This is a genomic window from Stenotrophomonas maltophilia group sp. Smal32 (assembly GCF_030237085.1).
In the GTDB taxonomy this organism is placed as follows: domain Bacteria; phylum Pseudomonadota; class Gammaproteobacteria; order Xanthomonadales; family Xanthomonadaceae; genus Stenotrophomonas; species Stenotrophomonas maltophilia_Q.
The window spans coordinates 12317-33044 of the sequence record NZ_JASJSI010000020.1 but is presented as its reverse complement, the minus strand read 5'-3'; the positions used below and the strand labels follow the sequence as shown (position 1 = coordinate 33044).

At 59.9% G+C, this 20728-nt stretch carries 17 protein-coding genes; 7 read left to right on the top strand and 10 right to left on the bottom strand.

Annotation, left to right across the window (positions count from 1 at the left end):
* Positions 1-41: 41 nt before the first annotated feature.
* The 7 genes from QRO91_RS07195 (at position 42) to QRO91_RS07165 (ending at position 6792) form a co-directional block, all read left to right on the top strand.
* Entirely contained in the window at positions 42-506 is a 465-nt protein-coding gene (locus tag QRO91_RS07195) for a GtrA family protein (protein WP_049427941.1), read from the top strand.
* A gap of 370 nt (positions 507-876) precedes the next feature.
* Positions 877-1674, top strand: coding sequence for a glycosyltransferase family 2 protein (locus tag QRO91_RS07190; protein WP_049427943.1), 798 nt, complete (start codon positions 877-879; stop codon positions 1672-1674).
* Positions 1671-2585 (top strand): hypothetical protein, encoded by a 915-nt coding sequence (locus tag QRO91_RS07185; RefSeq protein ID WP_049427945.1) that lies wholly within the window; start codon positions 1671-1673, stop codon positions 2583-2585. Before QRO91_RS07190 ends, QRO91_RS07185 begins: the two co-directional genes overlap by 4 nt.
* Positions 2582-4042 (top strand): hypothetical protein, encoded by a 1461-nt coding sequence (locus QRO91_RS07180; protein ID WP_049427946.1) that lies wholly within the window; start codon positions 2582-2584, stop codon positions 4040-4042. Before QRO91_RS07185 ends, QRO91_RS07180 begins: the two co-directional genes overlap by 4 nt.
* Complete coding sequence (locus QRO91_RS07175) at positions 3996-4409, top strand: capsular biosynthesis protein (RefSeq protein WP_049427947.1); 414 nt, start codon at positions 3996-3998, stop codon at positions 4407-4409. The genes QRO91_RS07180 and QRO91_RS07175 overlap by 47 nt, the downstream gene beginning before the upstream one ends.
* 3 nt (positions 4410-4412) lie before the next feature.
* Complete coding sequence (locus QRO91_RS07170; RefSeq protein WP_049427949.1) at positions 4413-5135, top strand: glycosyltransferase family 2 protein; 723 nt, start codon at positions 4413-4415, stop codon at positions 5133-5135.
* Positions 5136-5142: 7 nt separating this feature from the next.
* The gene (locus tag QRO91_RS07165) at positions 5143-6792 is read left to right on the top strand and encodes a hypothetical protein (RefSeq protein WP_100451143.1); all 1650 of its coding nucleotides are present in this window, start codon (positions 5143-5145) and stop codon (positions 6790-6792) included.
* Between the two features lie 822 nt (positions 6793-7614).
* Here the strand turns inward: QRO91_RS07165 and QRO91_RS07160 are convergent.
* From QRO91_RS07160 to QRO91_RS07115, 10 genes are all read right to left on the bottom strand, one after another.
* Positions 7615-9084 (bottom strand): glycosyltransferase, encoded by a 1470-nt coding sequence (locus tag QRO91_RS07160; protein ID WP_152906553.1) that lies wholly within the window; start codon positions 9082-9084, stop codon positions 7615-7617.
* Positions 9077-9832 carry a glycosyltransferase family 2 protein gene (locus QRO91_RS07155; protein ID WP_197620095.1) on the bottom strand — a complete coding sequence of 252 codons (756 nt, stop codon included), beginning with the start codon at positions 9830-9832 and terminating at the stop codon, positions 9077-9079. The genes QRO91_RS07160 and QRO91_RS07155 overlap by 8 nt, the downstream gene beginning before the upstream one ends.
* 142 nt (positions 9833-9974) lie before the next feature.
* Positions 9975-10682, bottom strand: a complete 708-nt coding sequence (locus tag QRO91_RS07150) for an NAD-dependent epimerase/dehydratase family protein (RefSeq protein WP_049427955.1) — start codon at positions 10680-10682, stop codon at positions 9975-9977.
* Positions 10679-12121, bottom strand: coding sequence for a glycosyltransferase (locus QRO91_RS07145; protein WP_197650572.1), 1443 nt, complete (start codon positions 12119-12121; stop codon positions 10679-10681). Before QRO91_RS07145 ends, QRO91_RS07150 begins: the two co-directional genes overlap by 4 nt.
* Positions 12121-12852, bottom strand: a complete 732-nt coding sequence (locus QRO91_RS07140) for a glycosyltransferase family 2 protein (protein ID WP_049427958.1) — start codon at positions 12850-12852, stop codon at positions 12121-12123. The genes QRO91_RS07145 and QRO91_RS07140 overlap by 1 nt, the downstream gene beginning before the upstream one ends.
* Complete coding sequence (locus QRO91_RS07135) at positions 12849-15422, bottom strand: hypothetical protein (RefSeq protein ID WP_152906555.1); 2574 nt, start codon at positions 15420-15422, stop codon at positions 12849-12851. The genes QRO91_RS07140 and QRO91_RS07135 overlap by 4 nt, the downstream gene beginning before the upstream one ends.
* A gap of 8 nt (positions 15423-15430) precedes the next feature.
* Positions 15431-17104, bottom strand: coding sequence for a class I SAM-dependent methyltransferase (locus QRO91_RS07130; protein WP_157804766.1), 1674 nt, complete (start codon positions 17102-17104; stop codon positions 15431-15433).
* A 125-nt stretch (positions 17105-17229) separates the two neighbouring features.
* The gene (locus QRO91_RS07125) at positions 17230-18666 is read right to left on the bottom strand and encodes an ABC transporter ATP-binding protein (RefSeq protein WP_049427961.1); all 1437 of its coding nucleotides are present in this window, start codon (positions 18664-18666) and stop codon (positions 17230-17232) included.
* The gene (locus QRO91_RS07120) at positions 18656-19438 is read right to left on the bottom strand and encodes an ABC transporter permease (RefSeq protein WP_080354981.1); all 783 of its coding nucleotides are present in this window, start codon (positions 19436-19438) and stop codon (positions 18656-18658) included. The genes QRO91_RS07125 and QRO91_RS07120 overlap by 11 nt, the downstream gene beginning before the upstream one ends.
* Complete coding sequence (locus QRO91_RS07115) at positions 19435-20619, bottom strand: cystathionine gamma-synthase (protein WP_049427963.1); 1185 nt, start codon at positions 20617-20619, stop codon at positions 19435-19437. The genes QRO91_RS07120 and QRO91_RS07115 overlap by 4 nt, the downstream gene beginning before the upstream one ends.
* Positions 20620-20728: the final 109 nt, after the last annotated feature.

The following is a 20728-nucleotide window of genomic DNA, read 5'->3' as shown; positions in this document are numbered from 1 at the left end:
GCACGCGCGCCTGCCTTCCTGGCACGGCGGGGAACTGCGCCATGACAAGTACGCCGTTGGCCGGCGTCCGTGCTGGCTTCCGGAATTTACTGAAGCAGTACGCAGGCTTCTTCATCGTTTCAGGCACCGGGCTTGTAATCGCCGTGGGCCTGCTGTGGCTGCTGGTACACCTGGTACACCTGCCGGTGGGATGGGCCAACGCCATCGCAGATACCTCCGCGGCAACCTTCGTGTTTCTGGTTTCCCGCCAGAGGATTTTTGACGGCGCTGGCGGGCACGATGGGCTCAAGTATCTGGCATGGCTGGCCTGGCAGGCGGTTCACATAATGCTGATTTCGCTCGCCTTGGCTTGGCTGACGAGCACGTTCGGTCCTCGCTTGTACGACATTACGTCAGGCAGCCCGGAGACGCTTCTCAAGATTGCCATCACACCATTCACAATGACCCTCAACTTCGTTGTTGCTCGACTTCTTCTCCATTCCGGCAATGCCAAGGAAAATCCCTGATCCAGGCCTGCGAGACTCAATCAGCCGGCCTCCGTCTGGCCTGAGTGAAATGAGCCAACAGCGCTGATAGCTCCTCGGCATCCGGATCCCCGAGCCAAGGCAATCGTCCAACCCGGGGCAGGTGCGATTCCAGGGGAGGCGGGTCGCGCGCCTTCCATGCCAACGGGTCGCCAACCAGGGGCGGAGGATCATGGAGATGCCCTCATGTGATGTTAATATCTCCCGTCCTGTGACGCCATTGACCGCACCTTCGGTTCGCTCCCGCGCGGAACTTCCCTGAACCGTTGCCTGAGAGGTGTCGCCATCTTGCGGGGCGCCATTCAAATACACTGTTGCACGACCTATTCCCGCCGCGATCAGAAAGAGACGCATGAGCAGACACCTTGTCTTCATCCCCGCCTATAACTGTGCGCGACAGATTGCCCGTGTGCTCAGGCAGTTCGAATCGCTCCCGACTGGCTTTGTTGATCGTGTCCTCGTGATCGACAACCGGAGCACCGACGAGACGCTTCAGGTCGCATGCGACGCAGCCCGTCAGTTCACGAGCTGCGAGATTCAGGTCTGCCGCAACGTGGAAAACTATGGATTGGGTGGATCGCAGAAGGTGGGCTTCGCGCATGCCTTGGAGAACGGGTTCGAACGCGTAACGATTCTGCATGGCGACGATCAGGGGTCGATTGCCGATCTTGTCCCGGTGTTGTCCGGGGACAGCGTAAATCTGGATGCGCTGCTGGGCGCACGATTCATGCCCGGTAGCACCCTGCCTGGTTACTCCGCTTTTAGAACCTTCGGCAACGAAGTGTTCAACCTGCTGTTCTCGCTCGTGGCTCGCAAGCGGCTGCATGACCTGGGGTCAGGCCTGAACAGCTACCGTACTGCAATCTTCAGGGGTGGCTTCCATCTGCGCTTCCCGGATGACCTAACTTTCAACTACTGCATGGTGCTGGCTCACAGCCACCTGCGCCACAGCATGACGTTCTTCCCGATCACTTGGCGGGAGGACGACCAGATTTCGAATGTCAGACTTTTCCGCCAGGCATCAAAGGTGCTGGCACTGCTGGGCGCCTTCGCCTTGCGGCCACGCGCCTTTCTATCCAGGGATCACCGACAGCGCGTAACTGCGGATTACAGGACCGAGGTGATCTACCAATCGAGGACGGGGGCGTGAGGATATTTCCCCGCCTCCTCGACCTTGTGCTACCTGCGGCTGCGCTTGGGCTGGCCATCTTCTGGCTGACGACCCGCACCCACCTTGGCCCTGGAATCTGGGTAGCGGTGATCGCATACGCCATCTCTCATTTATTGCGCGTGTCGCGGCTGGTGATGTTTTTCATCTTCGAGAAGCCTTCGCTGGCAAATGTGTCGGCGACCCATGCATGGAGCACCTGGCTCAGTGCGGTGGCTCCATTCAAGCTCGGTGAGCTCACCAGGGCATGGGCCATCATGCGGCTCGCCCGCAAGCCTGCGGCTGGCTTGGCAGCCTATGCCAGCGAAAAGGTGCTCGATGCCTCGGTCCTGTTGTTGGCCATTCTGGCTCTGACTTCGAGCGGATACAGCGATGCAGCAATCGGCCTGCTCGCTGCGGTGCTTCTAACCGTGCTTCTGTTTGCACTTGCCGCCTATCTCACCAGTCGCGCAACTTCCACAGAACTTCGTCAGCTCATCCTGGTTGGCTCCAGCAGCGTGCGTGGACTGCATGCATTGACCTTGCTTAATACATTCGAGGCAGCCTTCAGCGCATTCCGGCAGATGATGGGCGGCCGCGTCCTTCTTCTGCTCCTGGTGACCATTGGAATCTGGATCCTTGATTTCACTGCGTTCTACCTTATCGCCATGAACGTCGACCCTGCACCTGGTCAGCTCGCGGGCTTCATCGATATGTTCGAATCCGTCCTGCTGCAGTCGGCATTCTCACCTTGGCACGCAGGCTACTGGAACGTAGTCACCCTGACTCTCGCCACGGCAACCATTCCATCGAGCATCTATTGCCTTTACAGCTCGCTGGCACGGCGCCGCTCCAGGCAGACCAGCTACCGCATTGAGCATAGGCAGAAGCGCTATTCCGGAGAACAAGCATGACGTTGCACCTTGTCATTGACGATCGCCAGACGGCATCACCCCCCGTCAGTGACCTGATCGGGCATCGGCGGTTCGGCGAGGTCAACTACCGCCGGAGTGCCCTGCTTGGCTGGATGAAGGCTCGAGCAATGGAGGTGGGCTGCAGCGATATCCACGTTGTCCGTTCCGATGGCGACCTCACACAGGCAATAGAACAAGCGAATCTGAACGAGTGCAGGACACTCATGGTTCCAGCGTGCGTTTGGATCCGTGATATCGGCAGCGGTTCCGCGCTGATAAAGCGCCTGGTACTTGCTGCCATCGACGCGCACATTCGTGTTGGAAACCAAGCAGTGCTGTATAGCGCTTCGGGGATATCCCTGGGAAGGCTGATAAAAGGTCTGGACCAGCCGCCGCTTCCTGGCTTGGTGGTCATGGATGGCTCGGATGCGTTCGTCGACCTGAATGACTACCGGAACTGCTTGTCGCTTCTGTCAGGGGCATTCGAGGCCCGCCATTTCAATGACATCCGCGCCGATGAGCTCACCATCAGCAAGCGCTCTTCCAACGCCCGCAAAATTACTGCCGAGCATGATTACTGGTACCTGCTTCCTCAAGCGATGCGGCGATGGTTTGTCATGCCCTATGACCTGCGCGTGGAAGCCAGCGGCGCAGAATATCGGATGGAAAGACTGCAGGTTGCTGACGTAGCCCTGCAATGGGTTCATGGCGCCATATCCGGCCCCGAACTACAGCAAGTGCTTTCCCTGCTGCGCGCGTTCCTTCAAGAACGTCCAAGCCGTCAGGTAGATGTCGAGGTCTGCAGCGCCACACAGCGTGAGCTCTATCTGAACAAGCTCATGCGCCGGATGGAGGAATTGCGCGCACTGCCGGAGGGCCGCGAGCTGGAGAACTGGCTTGCCATCGGCACGCCATACACGTCGTTCGATGAACTGACAGCCCGCTACACCGACCTGTACAACAAGGTCACCCAAAGCGTCCCAGTAGCCACGTCTCGAGAGTGCATCGGGCACGGAGACCTATGCTTCTCAAACATGCTGTATGAGCGTCACGGCAGGCTTCTTAAACTAATTGACCCCAAGGGCGCCATCACAGAAGCCGAACTGTGGACCGACCCCAGTTACGACGTCGCCAAACTCTCGCATTCGATCCTCGGCGACTATGACTTCATCAACCAGGATCTATATCGACTTGAAGTTGACCAAGATGGGCGGCTGAGCTTGATCGTCAATGCACACGCGGGCATTGATGACGCAAAGAATAGATTCCTTGAGTGGCTCACCGATAACGGTTACGACCCCCTGCTTGTCCGCCTCCACGAATTGTCTTTGTTCCTGTCAATGCTGCCATTGCACATTGACAGAAAGCACAAAGTTCTCGCATTCCTGATCAACGCAACGGATATCCTTCATGACATCGAGCAAAACTATCAGCAACGATTCAACACTGGTCATTGATGTCGATGGCACGCTCTGTCCGATCAAGAAGGACGGCGAGAGCTACTCGGATCTCGTGCCTTATCCGGAGATAATTTCCCGAATGCGCGAATATCGTGAGCTGGGCTTCCGGATCGCGCTCAGCACTTCCCGCAACATGCGGACGTTCGATGGCAACCTCGGGCGCATCAATGCAGTCACTGCGCCACAGATGGTGGAGTGGTTGCAGCGCTGGGATATCCCTTACGACGAGCTCTACTTTGCCAAACCGTGGCCAGGAAAGGACGGGTTCTACGTCGACGACCGCACGGTCAGGCCCGATGAGTTCCGCGACTTGTCCTTTGATCAGATCCGGAACTTGCTGAATGGCGACAGGGACACGGATTAATCCATGACGACTCTGCTGATAACCATGGCTGGGCTGGGTTCGCGCTTCGCTGCGGCCGGATACACCGTGCCGAAGTACATGATAGAAGCAAAAGGCTCCACCCTTTTCGCTTGGTCAATGATTAGCTTGAAAGGCTACATGCCCGCTCGTTGCGTCTTCGTCGTTCGGCGGGAAGACCATGCACGCGACTTCATCATCAACCAATGCAAAGCATTGGGCATCGATGATGTTGAGATCGTCGAGATCGACGGCTTGACCAATGGACAAGCAACAACGGCCCTGCTTGCCATTGATCACTGCCAGGCTAATGCACCGATTGCGATCTTCAATATAGACACACACATCTCGCCCGGCAGCATGCAGCCCCCAGGCGGGAATGTCGACGGTCATATTCCCTGCTTCTTGGCTCCCGGCACACACTGGAGCTTCGTTCGCCTGGGCGAGGACGGACTCGCGTTGGAGGTTCGCGAGAAACATCGCATTTCGGAGCTGGCGACAGTTGGACTCTATTGGTTCCGCTCTCCGGAACTGTATCGCCGCACCTACGAGCAACACTTCGGCGCAAGCGGTTCGGGGCTTGAGCGCGGAGAAGCTTACATCGCCCCCATGTACAACACGATGATCAAGCAGAACGCTCGGGTCAGCGTTTCGGTCCTGGAATTCTGCGATGTCGTCCCACTCGGAACTCCCGCCGAACTGGACGCATTCCTTTCCCTGCAGCAGTAGAAGAGCCATGTCGATCTCACAGCCGTCAGCACGCCAGCTCGGTGCAGCTGCAGTTTCTTTCGCCCTCTACCTGGCCGTAGCGTGGTCAGCGGACTGGTTTGGAATGAATGGGCGCGGCACGGAAGTGCTTTTTCTTCGCCTAGCTGGCGCTGGAACGGCGTCCATTGCGCTGCTGCTGTCTTTCCGACTTTTCCTACTCGCCGATACCGCGTCGCGACTGGTCTTCCTGGCCTGGGCCATGTGGCTCGGTGCCGCACTGGCACTGGTCTGGCCAGGAATCTTGATGTCGGATACCTATTCGGCTTACTTGTATGGACTCAACTTCCCCATCGATAGCTGGCTTGGGTTCATGACCCCGGTCGGCTATCAATTTGTCCTGCAAGTGATTCCGAAATACTGGGCGATCAGCTTGGTTCAAGTTCTCATGGCCGCGATGTTGCTAGCCTATGCCGACTGGACTGTCCGGCGCTTGGGTGGCGGACTTATCGCCAGGATCGTCCTGCATCTTCCATTGGCTGCATCGGTTGCATTCGTATCCACGAGCCTGCTGCTGAGTCGAGACGTGCCTTTCGCGATGATCCAGGTCGCACTGGCATTGGTGCTGCTCAACTACCTGCTTGATCGGCACTGGACATCTACGCGCTACATAGTCGCGCTGAGCCTGCTGTCCGCCCTGGGCCTAGTGGTCCGGACCGATGGATTGCTCCCGGCATTCATTGCCATGGCCATCGTTCTGATCAAGGTACTCCACAGTCCGCGCTCCACAGCGCTGCTGTTTTCTGCATTCGCTGCTCCATTGCTGGTCTGCAGTCTTCTGCTGCCATCGGTTCTGGGTGAATGGCAGAACCGCTGGGGATATCAACTGACATTGGCTCTTAACCCGCTCGGCCAGCTAGTACAGGGCCCCTATTACGAAAGCACGCCTGGCGCCGCTCGTACTGCCGTTGACCCCATCATTCCATATGACCGTGTCGTCGAACGATCAATTCCACAGGAGATCCCGCTGTACTGGGACCAGGCGATGAATCCCAATGCGACAGAAGAACAGAAGCAGGGCTTCCTGGCTGCGGTGACTACTTTGATTGTCGAAAACCCGGCGAAGTTCGTCTCTGCAAAGCTGATGACAGCAGGGTATGCCTCTGGCCTCGGCCCAAGGACGCTCACATTTGTCGAGGGTGACATCGCAGGGAACTGGTCAACCTTGAACGCCTCCAATCCCTACTATTCCGACGGCCGACCGATGTCGCATGTGCGCAGTCTGTTCGGGACTCTTGGGCCTTCCCGCGAATCTGTTATGGCGGCCCTAAGTTCGACCACGCAATACCAGGGTATGCACCTTAAGGGGTCGTTCCTGTGGTGGAATTTCATTCCGGAACTGGTACTGCTTCTTTTGGTGGTACTGGCCTACCGATGGGCACCCGCAAGCAGCCTGGCGGCTGTGCTGATTCTTTCCAGGATTCCAGCAATGGTACTTTTCGCTCCAGGATCGCATTTCAAGTACTACTTCACGGTCGAAATAGCCGGTTCAGTACTCCTGATTACAGCTTTTCTGGAAGCTCGCCTGCATCTGCAGGGAACCAGCTGGTCAACTCGACTGCTAACCGGAGCTCAGAGAGTTCGCAGCAACTGGTCGGCCGGGACGGCCCGAAACACTTGAATCATTTCGTGGGACTCGCCTAGGACCAAATACCGGTTGTGGGAATTGATGGAAGCCAGCGCCGGTCCGGCGCTACGGGACTCTGCGTGCGGACTGATACTCCAAGTCCGCCCTCCTAGTGACAGGCGCACGAAGCGTGCCCCTGCGGACTCGGCGTCTCCTTGAATCTGCGCCGAGACGGCGTTGGGAGCAACCCGCCGTATGGGTATCGATGCGACGCGAGAATGACGAGCACCCGATACCACCGTCGTCAATCAACGGAGCTCTATCGCCGCGGCCCCTGGGCCAGGATATTCCAGCACCGGACTACGCACTCTCACCAATCTCAATCTTGGGGAAGGCAACTGAGGCTGCTCTGAAAGCTGCTCTCCAGCTCTTCGGCGGGCGAGGCCTCGAGCAATCAGCCCCGCCCTCGCAACAGACGACGCAGAACGCGATCAGTCAAGCAGCCTGTTACGGAAGCACCACGTTCATTGCAGGCATTGCCTATCGTGGTGCTGGCGCCGATCCCGAAACTGCTTCAGCCAAGAGTCCATTGGTTTTTGTAGCTGTGGCCAGGGTGACGAAGCCGGTCTCGCCAGAGCACAGCCTCTTCGCCTGGCGCTTGAACTCTTGGGCAAGAGGCCCGATCTGAAGGATCAGCAGCGGCTACTGCGTGGCCGACTCAACGAAAACTCTGTTGAAAGATCTAGCGGACGTGGCGATCAGCCTCGAACCAGCCCGGCGTCCGGACTGCGACCGGGCGGGGCTCCAACTGCATTGCGGAAACACCCGTGAAATCGCGCCGAGAGCGCGGCCAAGCGCTCTCTTCACGTCACGATCTCAACCACGCGCCACGTGCACCGCGTTGATCTCTCTTTCCGTTCCTGCCGACGCATTTCTCTTCCGGGCAGTCAGGTAACCATCGAGGGCTTCGAGCGATGCGGTGAAGTCCTCCCAGCGGCGATTCCGGCGAAGCGATTCAAGCTGTCGCTGGACGCGCTCGCTGCGAAGTTGAGCAGAGGACTGCAGTAGTCTTAGCTGCGAAACGAATGCATCCACGTCGTCATAACGCTCGACCATATCCTCCTCTGCGAGGAAGTCCACGATCCCCCCCACCTGCGGTGCGAGGATCGGCAGTCTCGCCGCGGCTACATCGAACAGGATGGTCGGCGTCCCTTCCCACGCCGTCGTGTGCAGATAGGCAAAGTGATCAGGGGTTGCCACGTCCTCAAGCCTCTGGAATTCGCCGTGGAGAGTAACGTTGTGCAGAGACCGTAGCTGGGAGAGATCCTGCACCGCTGCGCCAGACATCACTTGTGCACCGTACACATCGAAGTGCACGTCAGGCATCCGCGTAGCGATCGCTGCCAGGATGTCCGGGCGCTTCTGCCGGTCGAGACGGCCGGCCCACAACACGCGCCTGGCACCGTCCGCAGAGATCGCCTGTCCGCACGATTCGGCCACCCGACCGTCATATGGGAACGGGATGAAGGTGAAGGAACCACGAGGAATGCCCAGCTCACGCGACCATATCTGCGGATAACGCGAGTTGTCGCAGATTACCGTGGAAAGGTGCGGGTAGCAGTAGCGCAGATAGTCACGCGCGTAACCGACCGGATTCATCCGCTGGTCGTAGTCATCGCAGAACAGCGAAGCAAACAATCGCGAGTGCTGGGTCAGCGCCAGCCCGTGGCGCAGGATTGCATCCCAACCAACACGGGAGTTCACAAGATGAACCGTCGGCGCGCGCAACTGCAGCAGTACACGCACCATTACATTGACTTGCTGGTTGAAATCCAGGGAAGCCGCAATGTTCCCGAAATCGACGCATTGGGCCTGCGCCGGCAGCCTGGAGGCCCATGGCGACGAAGCGGGCTCAGTCGTAAGAACAAGAATCCGTGCCAACGGATCGCTCTGCGCGATGGCGCTTGCGTGATAAAGGATTCCCCGATCCGCCCCACCTGGCTTCAGCCATGGCACAAGCAATGCATGCGTATACGGCTCTCCACCAATGGCATCGGATAGTGCGGCATACACCTCCCCCTGCCGGGTATCCATCGGAACCGAATAGAAGGCGTAGCGCTCCACGCCGGATCCTGGCGGCAGCAACTCTGGTTCTATCGAAGCAAGTGCACGCATCTCATCCTGCAGCCAGACCGGCATCGTAGGTGCCGATGCGATGCCATACGTTGACGCATTCGAATCTGTCGACTTTGCGGACAGCATGGCAAGCACACGGCGGACCCAGTGTGCCACCCGGCGCGTGTACCGATTGCGGACCCAGCGATTATGAGTGAGTTGATCAAACATGGCCTTGTCCTTTGCCGCGCTTGCGCCCAAGGGCAAACAGCGAGGTGCAGGGAATGACGGTTTTCAATGCGTGGCTGGCTTCGTTGAGAGAACCATGCCATTTGCGCCGGTAGAAGTAAGCCGATCCCCAGGCGAGCCGGTGGACCACTCCGCGGGCAATCGTCTCCGCATTCCAGTACCAGTCTTCGTACCCGAAGCCAGTTCGCTTCGGGTAGCAGGCCACGTAGGGAATGCTCTCGAACAGCTCGCGGGTGGAGAACGCTGCACTGATCCAGGGGTTCACAGTGAGCAATGCGTTCTCATCGTAGTAACCTCCCTCCTGATCCACCTGCCAGTTGAACGCACTGTACATGCCGAAGCTCAGGACCATCTCAGGATGCAGAACGAAGCGCCCTTGCTGGCGAGCGGCCTCCTTCATGTGCACCAGGAAGTAGCCGGTGGAGACAAGATCATCACCGTCCAGAGTGCACACATAGTCTGCCCGGCACGCTGCCACACCCGCATTGCGTGCAAGTGCCGCATCCCCGAGCCGGGTCTCGACAAGAATTTCAGTCCCATCCAGATCGGGGTGCTCGGTCACGAACATGCGGGTCTGGTGGTCCGCGTTGTCCAGCACCAGGACCAGTTCAACCTCGACCCCATGCTCCCGCGCCACTTTGCGGGACAGCGCGTACGAGCGCAGCGAGGTGTGCGCAAGGATTCCTTCTCCATGGAAAGTGACGATGGCGCTCAGCGCTGGCCTGGTCATTTGCCGCTCCTGCGGCTCGACGGCACTACAGCTCGCCGCGTCCTCTTCGCATTCATTTGCGCCCCAATCTACTGAATTCTAAGCGTACTTAACGATCTTCATGATACTAGGGGACCTGTCCTGACGCGAATGGCCATTCCTCCTAGATTCGAACCCTCTTGGCGACGCCATAGTACTTCTCCACGAGCTGCTCCAGGTATCCTGGGCCAAAGTGAATACCGCAAGCCCTGGCGGCCCTAAGGCAGTCCGTGGTATCAATCGGAAACGCGGCACCGCGCTCAAGAATGCTGTAGTTCCCGCGCTTCGCGAGCGCACGTTCCATGCAATGAACAATGTCAGGCATACGGGTCGACTGGGCATCTGCGAGCGGCATCATCCGCGGGAACTGCTCGGGGTGACAGAGCACATGGGTCACCAGGGTCACCACATCTTCGACATCGATCAGATTGCGCTCAGAGCGTACCCACACCTCGAAGTGCTCACCAGACTGAATGCGTTGGCTGAGAAAATTGGTGAGCGTATGTGGATTGCCTCCTTCGCCAACCACCTGTGGAAGCCGGAACACCCTGCCACGCTCATCGGCCAGCACCCGAGACTCCATCCAAGTCTTGTGCCGCAGGTAGGGAGTCCTCGGCTCGTCCGGATTGCCAACTGCGCAGCTTCCGAAATAGACAACCCGGCGCGCTTGCGGATAAGTGAACACCTCATCCAGCAGACGCTTCTCACGATCAAATGCAGCCTGCTCCCGCTCGTCGGAGTTGGACACCCCTGCAGCAACGATCACAGTCGCCCCGTCCTGCGGCCACTTGCCGGCGAAGGCCTTGGCAACCAGGCCTCGTCCAATAATCACTGAATTCTTCCTTGCTCGATAGATATGTCAGGCGCTGCCGGCAGTTCCGGCAGGTAGAACGGTATGTCTTGCAGTGTCTTGACGAAGGTGCTCCAGTCCCGACCATCTGATAGCGAGGCGTACTGCTCGATCCGACGCTGTTCACGCAGCGCCTGATCATGTCCCAGGTCCTTCAACCTCGCCACGAATCCAGCAACGTCATCGGGATCATCAACTAACCAAGCAGCATCGAGGAGATCGCCGATCCCCCCGACTGCTGGCGCCACGATCGGCAGACCCGCGGCCGCAGCATCAAGCAGCAGTGTCGGCAATCCTTCCCATGATGTGGTGAAAAGCAGCGCCGCATGCGTGGGACGCACGATGTCGTCGAACCGTTCGAATGAACCGTTCAGGACTACGTTGGGCAATCCTCTGATCTCCTTGACTGCAGGATCCGGACGGCCCAGTTCGGATACCCCATGCACGTCGAATCCTACTGATGGCATTGACTTTGCGACCTGGAGGAGAATGTCAAGCCGCTTCTGGCGATCAAAACGCCCTGCCCAGAGTACTCGAGCAGGACCTTCGATCAGATACGGCCCCTCCTTCCGGACAACCTTCTGGTCATAAGGGAAGCGCAGCACGCTGAACAGCTGTCGAGGAACACCAAGGTCCCTGGACCAGATGTTCGGATAGACACTATTGTCGCAAAAAACCGTCACCAGGTTTGCATAGCTGTCGCGCAGGTGACTTCGGGCAAATCCGGTTGGAACCCCCTCCTCATCGCGGTCATCGCAGAACAGGGAAGCAAACAGCCCTGACTTCTGGCGCAGCGCCAGCCCGTGCTGCGCGAACGCCTGCCAGGCAACCCTTGAATTGATGTTGTGAATCACCGCCGGTTGCATCTGCAGCAACAGCCGGGTCAGAAGTTGCACGCGACCGGGCAATGCCATGCCGCCCACAATCCGGCCAAATGGGAGCACCCTGACCGCCGCTGGGACTCGCTCAAGCCAAGGAGAGGCAACGTCCTCGGTAAGAACAAGCAATGCTTTGCCTGCGGGCAGCGCCTCTGCCCAGACCCGAAGGTGATGCAGCGCCCCCCGATCAGCCCCTCCCCGCACCAACCATGGCAAGATGAGAACGTGGCTGGCTGACTGAGTGCCGACAGACTCCACCAGTTCCCGATAGATCTCGCCCGGGCGGTTGGTGAGCGGGATCGAAGCGTGGCCAAAGCGCCTGGGCTCGTCACCCTCCCTCAACAGCTCCGGCTCGATCGCCGCCAGCGCCACCATTTCCTCATGCAGCCAGTCCGGCATTGGTCTGTGCCCGCTGCCGGTATTCCGACCCACGCGTTCAATGCGTCGACCCAGCCAGACCATGATGCGGCCCAGTTCCATTCGTGGATTACGCAGCAGCTGGCGAACATCGACACGACGCGCCAAAGCGAACAGACGCCGCATCAACAATGCTCCCATCGACCGAACAGATCACTCGGTGGCAAGACGGCGCGCATGGCGGCGCTGCTCGCATTGACCGAGCCTGTGTGCTTGAGCCTGTAGAAATAGGCCGTGCGTGGCACGATCAGATGCTCGTAGCCCGCCGCCACGGTCTGGCAACTCCAATGCCAATCTTCATAGCCATATCCGGTCTTTTCTGGCCGGCAGGCGACGTAGGGGATCTGACTGAAGACTTCACGGCGCGCGAACACGGCACTTATCCAAGGATTCGCGTGGAGCAGCACGTCCGGCGAAAATGGCATGCTGCGCTGATCAAGCTGCAGACTGATTCCATTTTCCCTGCCGAAGCTGGCAACCACCTCGGCGTGAAGAACGGACCGAACTGGAGCTGCCGCAGCAAAGGCCAAGTGTCGCTGAAAGTAATCCCGGCTGATCAGGTCATCGCCATCGAGGATGCAGACAAAGGTGCTTCTGGCCTGCTCGATACCCAGGTTGCGCGCCAGCGCCGGATCTCCTGCTGAAGTGACGAGGATCAGCTCATCTCCCTCCAGGTCAGGATGCCCGCGCACAATTGCGCTGGTTTTCTCATCTGCATTGTCCAATACCAGCACGAACTTCACCTGCGATCCGGCGGCAGACGCATGCTGGCGCGACCGCATGTAGCTTCGCAGCGCAGCATATGCAAACAATCCCTCGCGATGGAAAGTCACTACGACGGTAAGTTCAGCCATCATCGCGGATGTCTCCAATCGAGCAGCTTGGTAAGCAAACGCAATGCCGTGCGTACCACGGACTTCAGCGGCATGCGTTGAAGTGCTGACGCGAGCGAGGTCATCTCTTCTGCGATGGCCTCGGCCGGGAACCGCAGCTGAGGTGAGTTGCCGATGATCAGCCCGGTTGCTGCGGCGAGATCACGCGCTGCCTCCTCCAGCTTCCGGTGTGCTGCGATCTTGTCGTCCAGTGCAGCTGATTGGCGCTGATACGCGTTGTGCACCTGCGCCAGCTCCTCCCGCCTCCGCTGGAGCTCATCCTGCAGCCCCGCCCATTCAGCTTCCGCATGCAGATGCGCAAAGCGGAATGCGGCCCGGAGGCCCACGATCTCTGCCGCCCTGGCTTCATTCTCGGACTGCGATGCCTGAAGCTCTTCGGTACGCAGTGCCAACTCCTCATGCAGCCGGTAGTACTGCTGCTCCAACCAGTCTTTGCCTTCTTGCAGCTGGCGCTGCCACGTCAGGCGCTGGTCGAGCTCAAGACTCAGACTCTGGTACTGGGCATCCAGCCAGTTTTTCGCAGACGAGAGCTCCTCGTGCTGCGCCATCAGTCGCCTTAGCTCGGTGGCGAGACGTGCAGTGTGCCCGTCCAGCCATGCCTTTCCTTCCTGCAGCGTTTCACTTTCGATTCGATGCCTCTGAAGATCCGAACGCAGTTCGTCCATATCTTGAGCGAGCACAAGCAACTGTGACTCGAGTACGCGCTCCCCCCCCTCCCGCCGCTCCAACTCGGCGTTGAGGTGGCGGTACTGACCGTCGAGCCAGTCCTTGGCAACCTGCAATTTGCCAATCCACTCCTGTTGAAGCCGCAGTTCCGTGCGCGCCTCCTGCAATTGTGCTTTCCATGTATGGTTTCCCCCTTGCCAAGCAATCCCCGGCCGCAGTGGAGACTCAGCAGTTACCCGCAACGCAGTCGCCAGGCCACCGGCTTCATCCATGACCACGGCCAATTCCGGCATCGAGAATGTCTCCGGCGCCGCAGGATCAGCCACGACTTCGGACCAGTCCGCCTGAGCGGACAGCCGCCGCGCCTCGTCCAGACCGCGGGACCATGCCATGCGCGCAGCATCGACGTTGCCTTGGCCGAACCTGATCCAGCCCAACCTTGCGGCGGCGGCGGTGGTCTTGGTACCCAGCAGCGGGCTGAAGGCCAGCACATCGAATGCCAGGACACGCTGATAGAGCTCAGCCGCCTCTTCCAGCCTGCCATCGGCCTGGTAGAGCTGAGCGGCGGCAAAGGCGAGGGAAACCTGCCAGCGCAGCACCGTAGGATTGGCAGCCGGCTCGGTGATGTAGTGCCAGACGGCAGCGAGCAACACCTCACGCTTGTCTCCGGCGGCTGCTTCCGCGTCATAGAGCAGTACGCACAGGGCAGCACCGTGATCGGCGGAAGTCGGTGACGACGAGTCGAGTACGCTGCGGGCAAGCTGCCGGCGTAGCACCGGTGATTCGATCCGCTCCCCCATGGAAACGATCAAGCGGACAACGCTTGCGTCCTGATAGTCGCGATGGAATGCGATGATGTTGGGAACCTGCGCGGAAGGGTCCTGCGTGACCCCTCGCCCGCCAGTTTTCACCGCGAGCAGCACAATTGCGTCGGCGCTCTCCCCGCGCGCAGTGGCGAGCGGAGTCTCGCGGTCAATTTCGTGGAACTGCTCAAGACCAGTCCGGCCGGCAGTACGCTGATACCACGCGCGATCCACCACCAGCTCCAACTCTTCCAAGCAAGTCACCAAATGTGACAGCGGATCGAGTCCATGCGCCAACGGCACGCGCAGGACAAGCCGCCCGCTTCGCCGCAGTGGAGCATGTGCATTCCGCAGCAGCCCGTGCCAGTCCGCGGCATCGACGGCCATCTGCGTGATCACCACATCCAGCAAATCGGAGAACTCCGGCCAGCGCGCAGGGTTGATCCATTCGAGGCCGGGCTGCGACGGGGCGGGTGGTCGCGATGCCAGCACGCCCAACCAGCGGCAGCGTGATTGCTGCTGCACGATCCGCCATACGCCGTCCCCAGCGGCTTCGGTCGCCATGACTGCATCACCAGGACGTACGAGGGCGGCCGCTAAACCGTGAAAGCTGGCATGCGGAATCGTATCGGCGGAGGTCGATCTGACCCCGCTCCGAGCAAGCACCAACAAGGCAGCGCTGCCAAGAACGCCAGGCATGGTGAAGATCGCGGGGTGAAGATCCCATCCACGCTCACAGGCTTGCTCCCGCCAGGCGGGCACGTCTGCGCCTGCACCGCCCACCAGCACCAACGTGGAAACGTCAGATCCGAGCGCCTCGGACCGCAATGCATCGGTCTGCGCCCAAGCGACCATCCATTCCGGGCGCTCGCCATCCGCCTCAATCTGAGTCGTGGAAACTTCGCAGCCTGCCCTGCGCAACGGCGCGGTCAGCATCGTCATCTCGGCGCCGAACAGGACTACCCGGCCCGGCCCGCAGATCCGCAGACAGAATTCCGCCAATCCGTCGGGTAACAGAGTAGTCGCCGGCTGCGCGGAGGACATTGATGAATCTGGCGCGCTCATGGCGATTGCTACCTGCTATCGCCGGACGCAGCAGCAGACGCTTGTCCGAGGCGCTGTACCTCTGCCGTCAGTGAGTGGTACTGCGCGTCCAGCCATCTGCGAGCAGCCTCGAGTTCGACGTTGTACTGCTCCAGTTCGGCAATATGCTTCTGCTGCTCGTGGTACTTGCCATCAAGCCATCGCTTGGCATCCACAAGCTGCTGTACATCGCCAGCACTCAGGCTCGACTGCCCATTGCCATCCCCGATGCCCGCGGACACGGCGCGATCATCGTTGTCGCCCAGCAATGCGGGCTCCGGGCCGAGCAGATCGCAGATGATCGGGGCTCGGATCCGAATCAGAAGTTTCAATCGAGCAAAGCGTAGATGCGTTGGCAATGCCAGCTGGGCCGCGGCAAGATGCAGAAGCGCGGCCGCCTCGGCCTCGATGGATGGCTCGACCAATGCTTCACGGGCCGCTGTCCGGCAATGCTCCCAATGCGCAGCAGCGGACTCCAGCGTCCCAGTGGTTGTCGCAAGCACAGCCGCCGCCGCACGCGAGCGGGCCTGGAGCAGCGGTTCTCCCGTTTCGAAATGGGCCTCAAGTTCATGCAATGCGGCGTCAGTTTGTCCGTTGGCGAGCATTTCGCGGAACGGACGCAGCGGATCGTCCCCCGTTTCCATTGCCGCATCGGTCTTGCGGGCGAGCACCAGCAGCCATTCACCATCGCAGCTTGGACCTGCGTGCGGATCGATCTCAAGCATGGAGCGCACCGACAGATGCCGCTTCTGGCCACCTCCGGCATCCTGCAACCACGCCCTCTCGATAACGAAACCATTCCGATGGAACTGGTTGATGAGTCGCGGCCAGTCGTATACATGGAAATGAAATGGATTCGGGTCCTCGCCAGTTTCGTCCGACCAGTCATTAGGCACGCTTGCATACAAGCGCCCTTCCGGCGAGAGCACCCGATGCAGCTCCGCCAGCAGTCGATCAGGCTCAGGAAGATGTTCCAGCGTCTCCACAGATACCGCGAAGTCCGCGGAACCATCAGCCATTCCCGACAGATCCTGCGCATCGCCGACAACGAAGCTCATCTCTACCGGGGCATCAGGGGCAAAACAGGTACTGGCGTAGTCCACCGCATAGTCACTGGCATCAAGTCCAATGAACGAGGCCGCCTGGCTATTGTGGGCAAGCTGGTAGGAGCCGTACCCCAAGCCGCATGCGACGTCGATGACGCGATCCCCAGGTCGAATGAACTGCGCAGCCTGTGCATAGCGGGCCATGTGCGCATCGGATCGTCGCCCAGCCTCGCGAGTCATGTCCGTATGCAGATCGCGCTCTTCCACAAGCGCGCTCAGAGGATAGGCAGCAATGGCTGCGTCGGGCACGCGTTCGAACGCCATCAACAGCAACCCATTGACACGATCCAACTCACCGTATGGCGCTACGCGCTCGTTCTGCGGATGTTTGCGCCACTCTTGGCGGATGGCCGCTGCCTCCCACTGGGCACGCGCTACGTTGGTTGCCGCCCCCCCCCCGACCAGAAGGCATACGGGTATACGGATATCCGCCAGCAATGACTGCAGGCACTCATCGGCGGAGCCAACATCTGCATGATCAACAACGAGGACCGCAGACGCTGCGCCTTCCACTCCATCAAGCACCTCATATCCGCACTGCCGCAGGCCGCGCGCCAATGCCGGCTCGGAATTTCCGAGCAGCGCAACCGGACCCGCAGCCAACCAGTCATACAGTCTTCGAACTCCGACGCGCAACGCCGCGGGGGACAACGCGGAACGGGGAACATTCGTGCTTGTTTGCATCACAGTTTCTCCGTATTTCGCTGAATTCCGGCCACTTCCGCGTGCATGCGGAGATCGCAGACACCACCGAATGTGTATTCCTTCTGCCTCATGCCCACTTGGAAGAAGGCCGCCTCGTCACGCCAATGCAGCATGCGCTGTGCTCCGCCAAATTGCTCGATTTCTTCTGAAACAGAAACCTGGACTTCATAGAAGTTCATGCCAAGGGCGCAATCGAAGGTAAACCGCACCACGAAAGGAACGTCCGCCGGGAACATCATGTTCCACACCCCTGAATCATCCCGTCCGCGCTCGGCCCACGCATTAACATCCTGGTTCAAAGTACCCCACGAGTAGAGCTTCACCCCTTCCTTGTTGCGAAGCCGGACATTGATGTTGAGTCGGTCCATGTCACGCTTCGGGCGCCCGGTCACTTCAATGACCACCTTGTCCTGCGGCAGGAAGTAGGCGCACTCCTCGTCGCGCTGGTCGAGCACGCGCACCCGCTCGATCACGCAGTCATAGTCGCCGAAGGACAACTTGTCGCTGCGGGCACCCAAGATCGCAGAACCTTCATGGCCCTCTACGTCCGCGGCCCCTTCGCCAGCCACCTGCGCGTCAACAATTTTCTGGGCAAACTGCAGGTGCTGCGCACTGACCGACGCGTAATAGTCGCGCTCATCCTCATGCAGCTGCTTCCTGTATTCGAGGACCACGTCCGATGACGGCCCCGCAACCCGCACGGTGCCGTCCCTCAGGAGGATCGAATGATCGGTCAACGTCCTGATCGACTCCTGGTCATGGGAGACGAGGAGCAGGGTGCAACCGTTGGCTCGCAGCGCCTCCATCTGCTGGAAACAGCGCTTCTGGAAGAGCGCGTCGCCCACAGCCAGGGCCTCATCCACGATGAGGATGTCCGGCTCGACCTGGGTCTGCACTGCAAATGCCAGCCGCAGCATCATGCCGCTGGAGTAAGTGCGCACGGGCTGATCGATGAAACTGCCTATGTCGGCGAAGGCGGCAATAGCATCGAAGCGTTGCATCACCTCACGCTCCGTCAGGCCAAGAATCATGCCATTGAGCACGACATTCTCGCGCCCGGTGAAATCCGGATTGAACCCGCTTCCCAGCTCAAGCAGCGCAGCGATCCGTCCATTGACCTTGGCCTTGCCCCTTGTCGGTGCAAGTGTGCCGGCGATGATCTGCAGCAGCGTCGATTTTCCTGAACCGTTGCGACCGATGATGCCGACCGCGTCGCCCCGTTTCACTTTCAAACTGACATCACGCAGCGCCCAGAACTCACGCCCACGTTGACGCGAAGTCCACGAGCTACCAACAGGCAGAACACGCCCCAGCCGTGGCAACAGCATCTGCAGCAGTCGATCAGAAGGCTTCTCAAAAATGTTGAACACCTTGCTGACGTTCTCGATATCGATCACGAGATCTTCAGACGACATCGGCAAACGCCCTCCGGGTCCGCTGGAACCACCAGAAACCAATGAAGAAAATGGCCAATGACCAAGCGACGGCCCAGCCATAGGAAGGCCAATCCGGCAATGTGCCACTCACGATCAGCGCGCGGGTCTGCTCGACATAGACAGCCAGCGGACTCAGCCGCATCCACTTGCCGATCACATCGGGAAAAATGATCGATGGATAAAGCACAGGTGTCAGGTACTGGAGCACCCGCGCCAGCAATCCGGCAATCTGATCAACATCGCGGAAGAACACCCCGAGAGACGCGAACAGATAGGCCACGCCCATCGTAAGCATGAGCAACGGCAGAATCAGGACCGGCAGGAGGATCATCTGCCAATGGAGGCCAAAGCTGCTGAAGGCCAGGAACACCGCGAGCGCGACCGTGGCCACACCAGCGTTGTACAGCGATGACAACACCACCACGGGCGGCAGTACCTCCAACGGGAAGACTACCTTCTTGACCAGGTTGGGATTGCTGAGAACCGCCGTAGGTGCTCGCGTCAATGATTCTGCAAAGAAGTTGTAGACGATCAAGCCAATGAACAGCAACACGGCGTAGTCGACCTTGCTGTGCACTTCAATGCCTTTCCACTTGGCACTGAAGATGGTGGCGAAGATCACTGTATAGATGCCAAGCATGATCAACGGCACAAGCACGCCCCATAGCGCGCCCAGCAGCGAATGCTTGTACTTCGTCTTGATGTCGCGGCCGGCCAGGCTCAACATCAGTTCGATGCGGCGTCCCATCATACAGAGGCAACCCTCAGCGCCCGCTCCAGATCCACCTGCAGATCCCCCAGATCCTCAACACCCACGCTCAGCCGCACCAGTGCATCGCTGATGCCCAGCTGCTCGCGGCGCGCGACCGGGATCGACGCATGCGTCATCACCGCCGGGTGGTTGACCAGGCTTTCAACGCCGCCCAGCGATTCGGCCAGGGTGAACAGCTCGGTCTTCTCGCAGAAACGCTTGGCCGCCTCGAAACCGCCCTTGAGCACGATCGAGACGATGCCGCCGTACCCAGCCATCTGCTTGCCGGCCAGTTCATGCTGCGGGTGCGACGGCAGGCCCGGGTAGATCACCTTCTCCACCGCCGGGTGCTTTTCCAGCCACTGGGCCAGGGCCAGCGCGTTGGCGCAGTGGGCCTTCATGCGCAGCGGCAGGGTCTTCAGGCCGCGCAGGGCCAGGAAGCTGTCGAACGGGCCCTGCACGCCACCCACCGAGTTCTGCAGGAAGGCCATCTGCTCGGCCAGTTCGGCGTTGTCGCCAACCACCACCATGCCACCGACCATGTCCGAGTGGCCGTTGAGGTACTTGGTGGCCGAATGCAGGACCAGGTCCGCGCCCAGCTCCAGCGGGCGCTGCAGCATCGGCGAGGCGAAGGTGTTGTCGACCACCACGATCAGGCCATGGCGCTTGGCAATGGCGGCCACAGCGGCGATGTCCACGATCTTCAGCATCGGGTTGGTCGGGGTCTCGATCCACACCATCTTCGTCTTCGGCGTGATGGACGCTTCAAACGCAGCCAGGTCGGTCAGGTCGACGAAGCTGAAATCCAGCCCGGCGGTGCGGCGGCGCACGCGCTCGAACAGGCGGAAGCTGCCGCCGTAGATGTCATCCATCGCCACCACGTGGCTGCCGGCGTCCAGCAGCTCGATCACGGTCGAGCTGGCCGCCATGCCCGAAGCGAAGGCAAAACCGCGGGTGCCGCCTTCCAGCGACGCCACGCAGCGCTCGTAGGCGAAGCGGGTCGGGTTGTGGGTACGCGAGTACTCGAAGCCCTGGTGCGCGCCCGGGCTGGACTGCGCATAGGTCGAGGTGGCGTAGATCGGCGGCATCACCGCGCCGGTGCTGGGGTCGGGCGACTGGCCGCCGTGGATGGCCAGCGTGGCCAGGGCCAGGGCGCGATCCTGGGAAGTAGCGTTGGACATGTTCTTTCCTGAGGGGCGCCGAAGCTCGGCGCCGTCGAAGGTGCGGAAGTCTATCAGCGCGGCCTTAACGACCTTTGACGCGGATAAACCGGGATTCAGCAGCGAACGT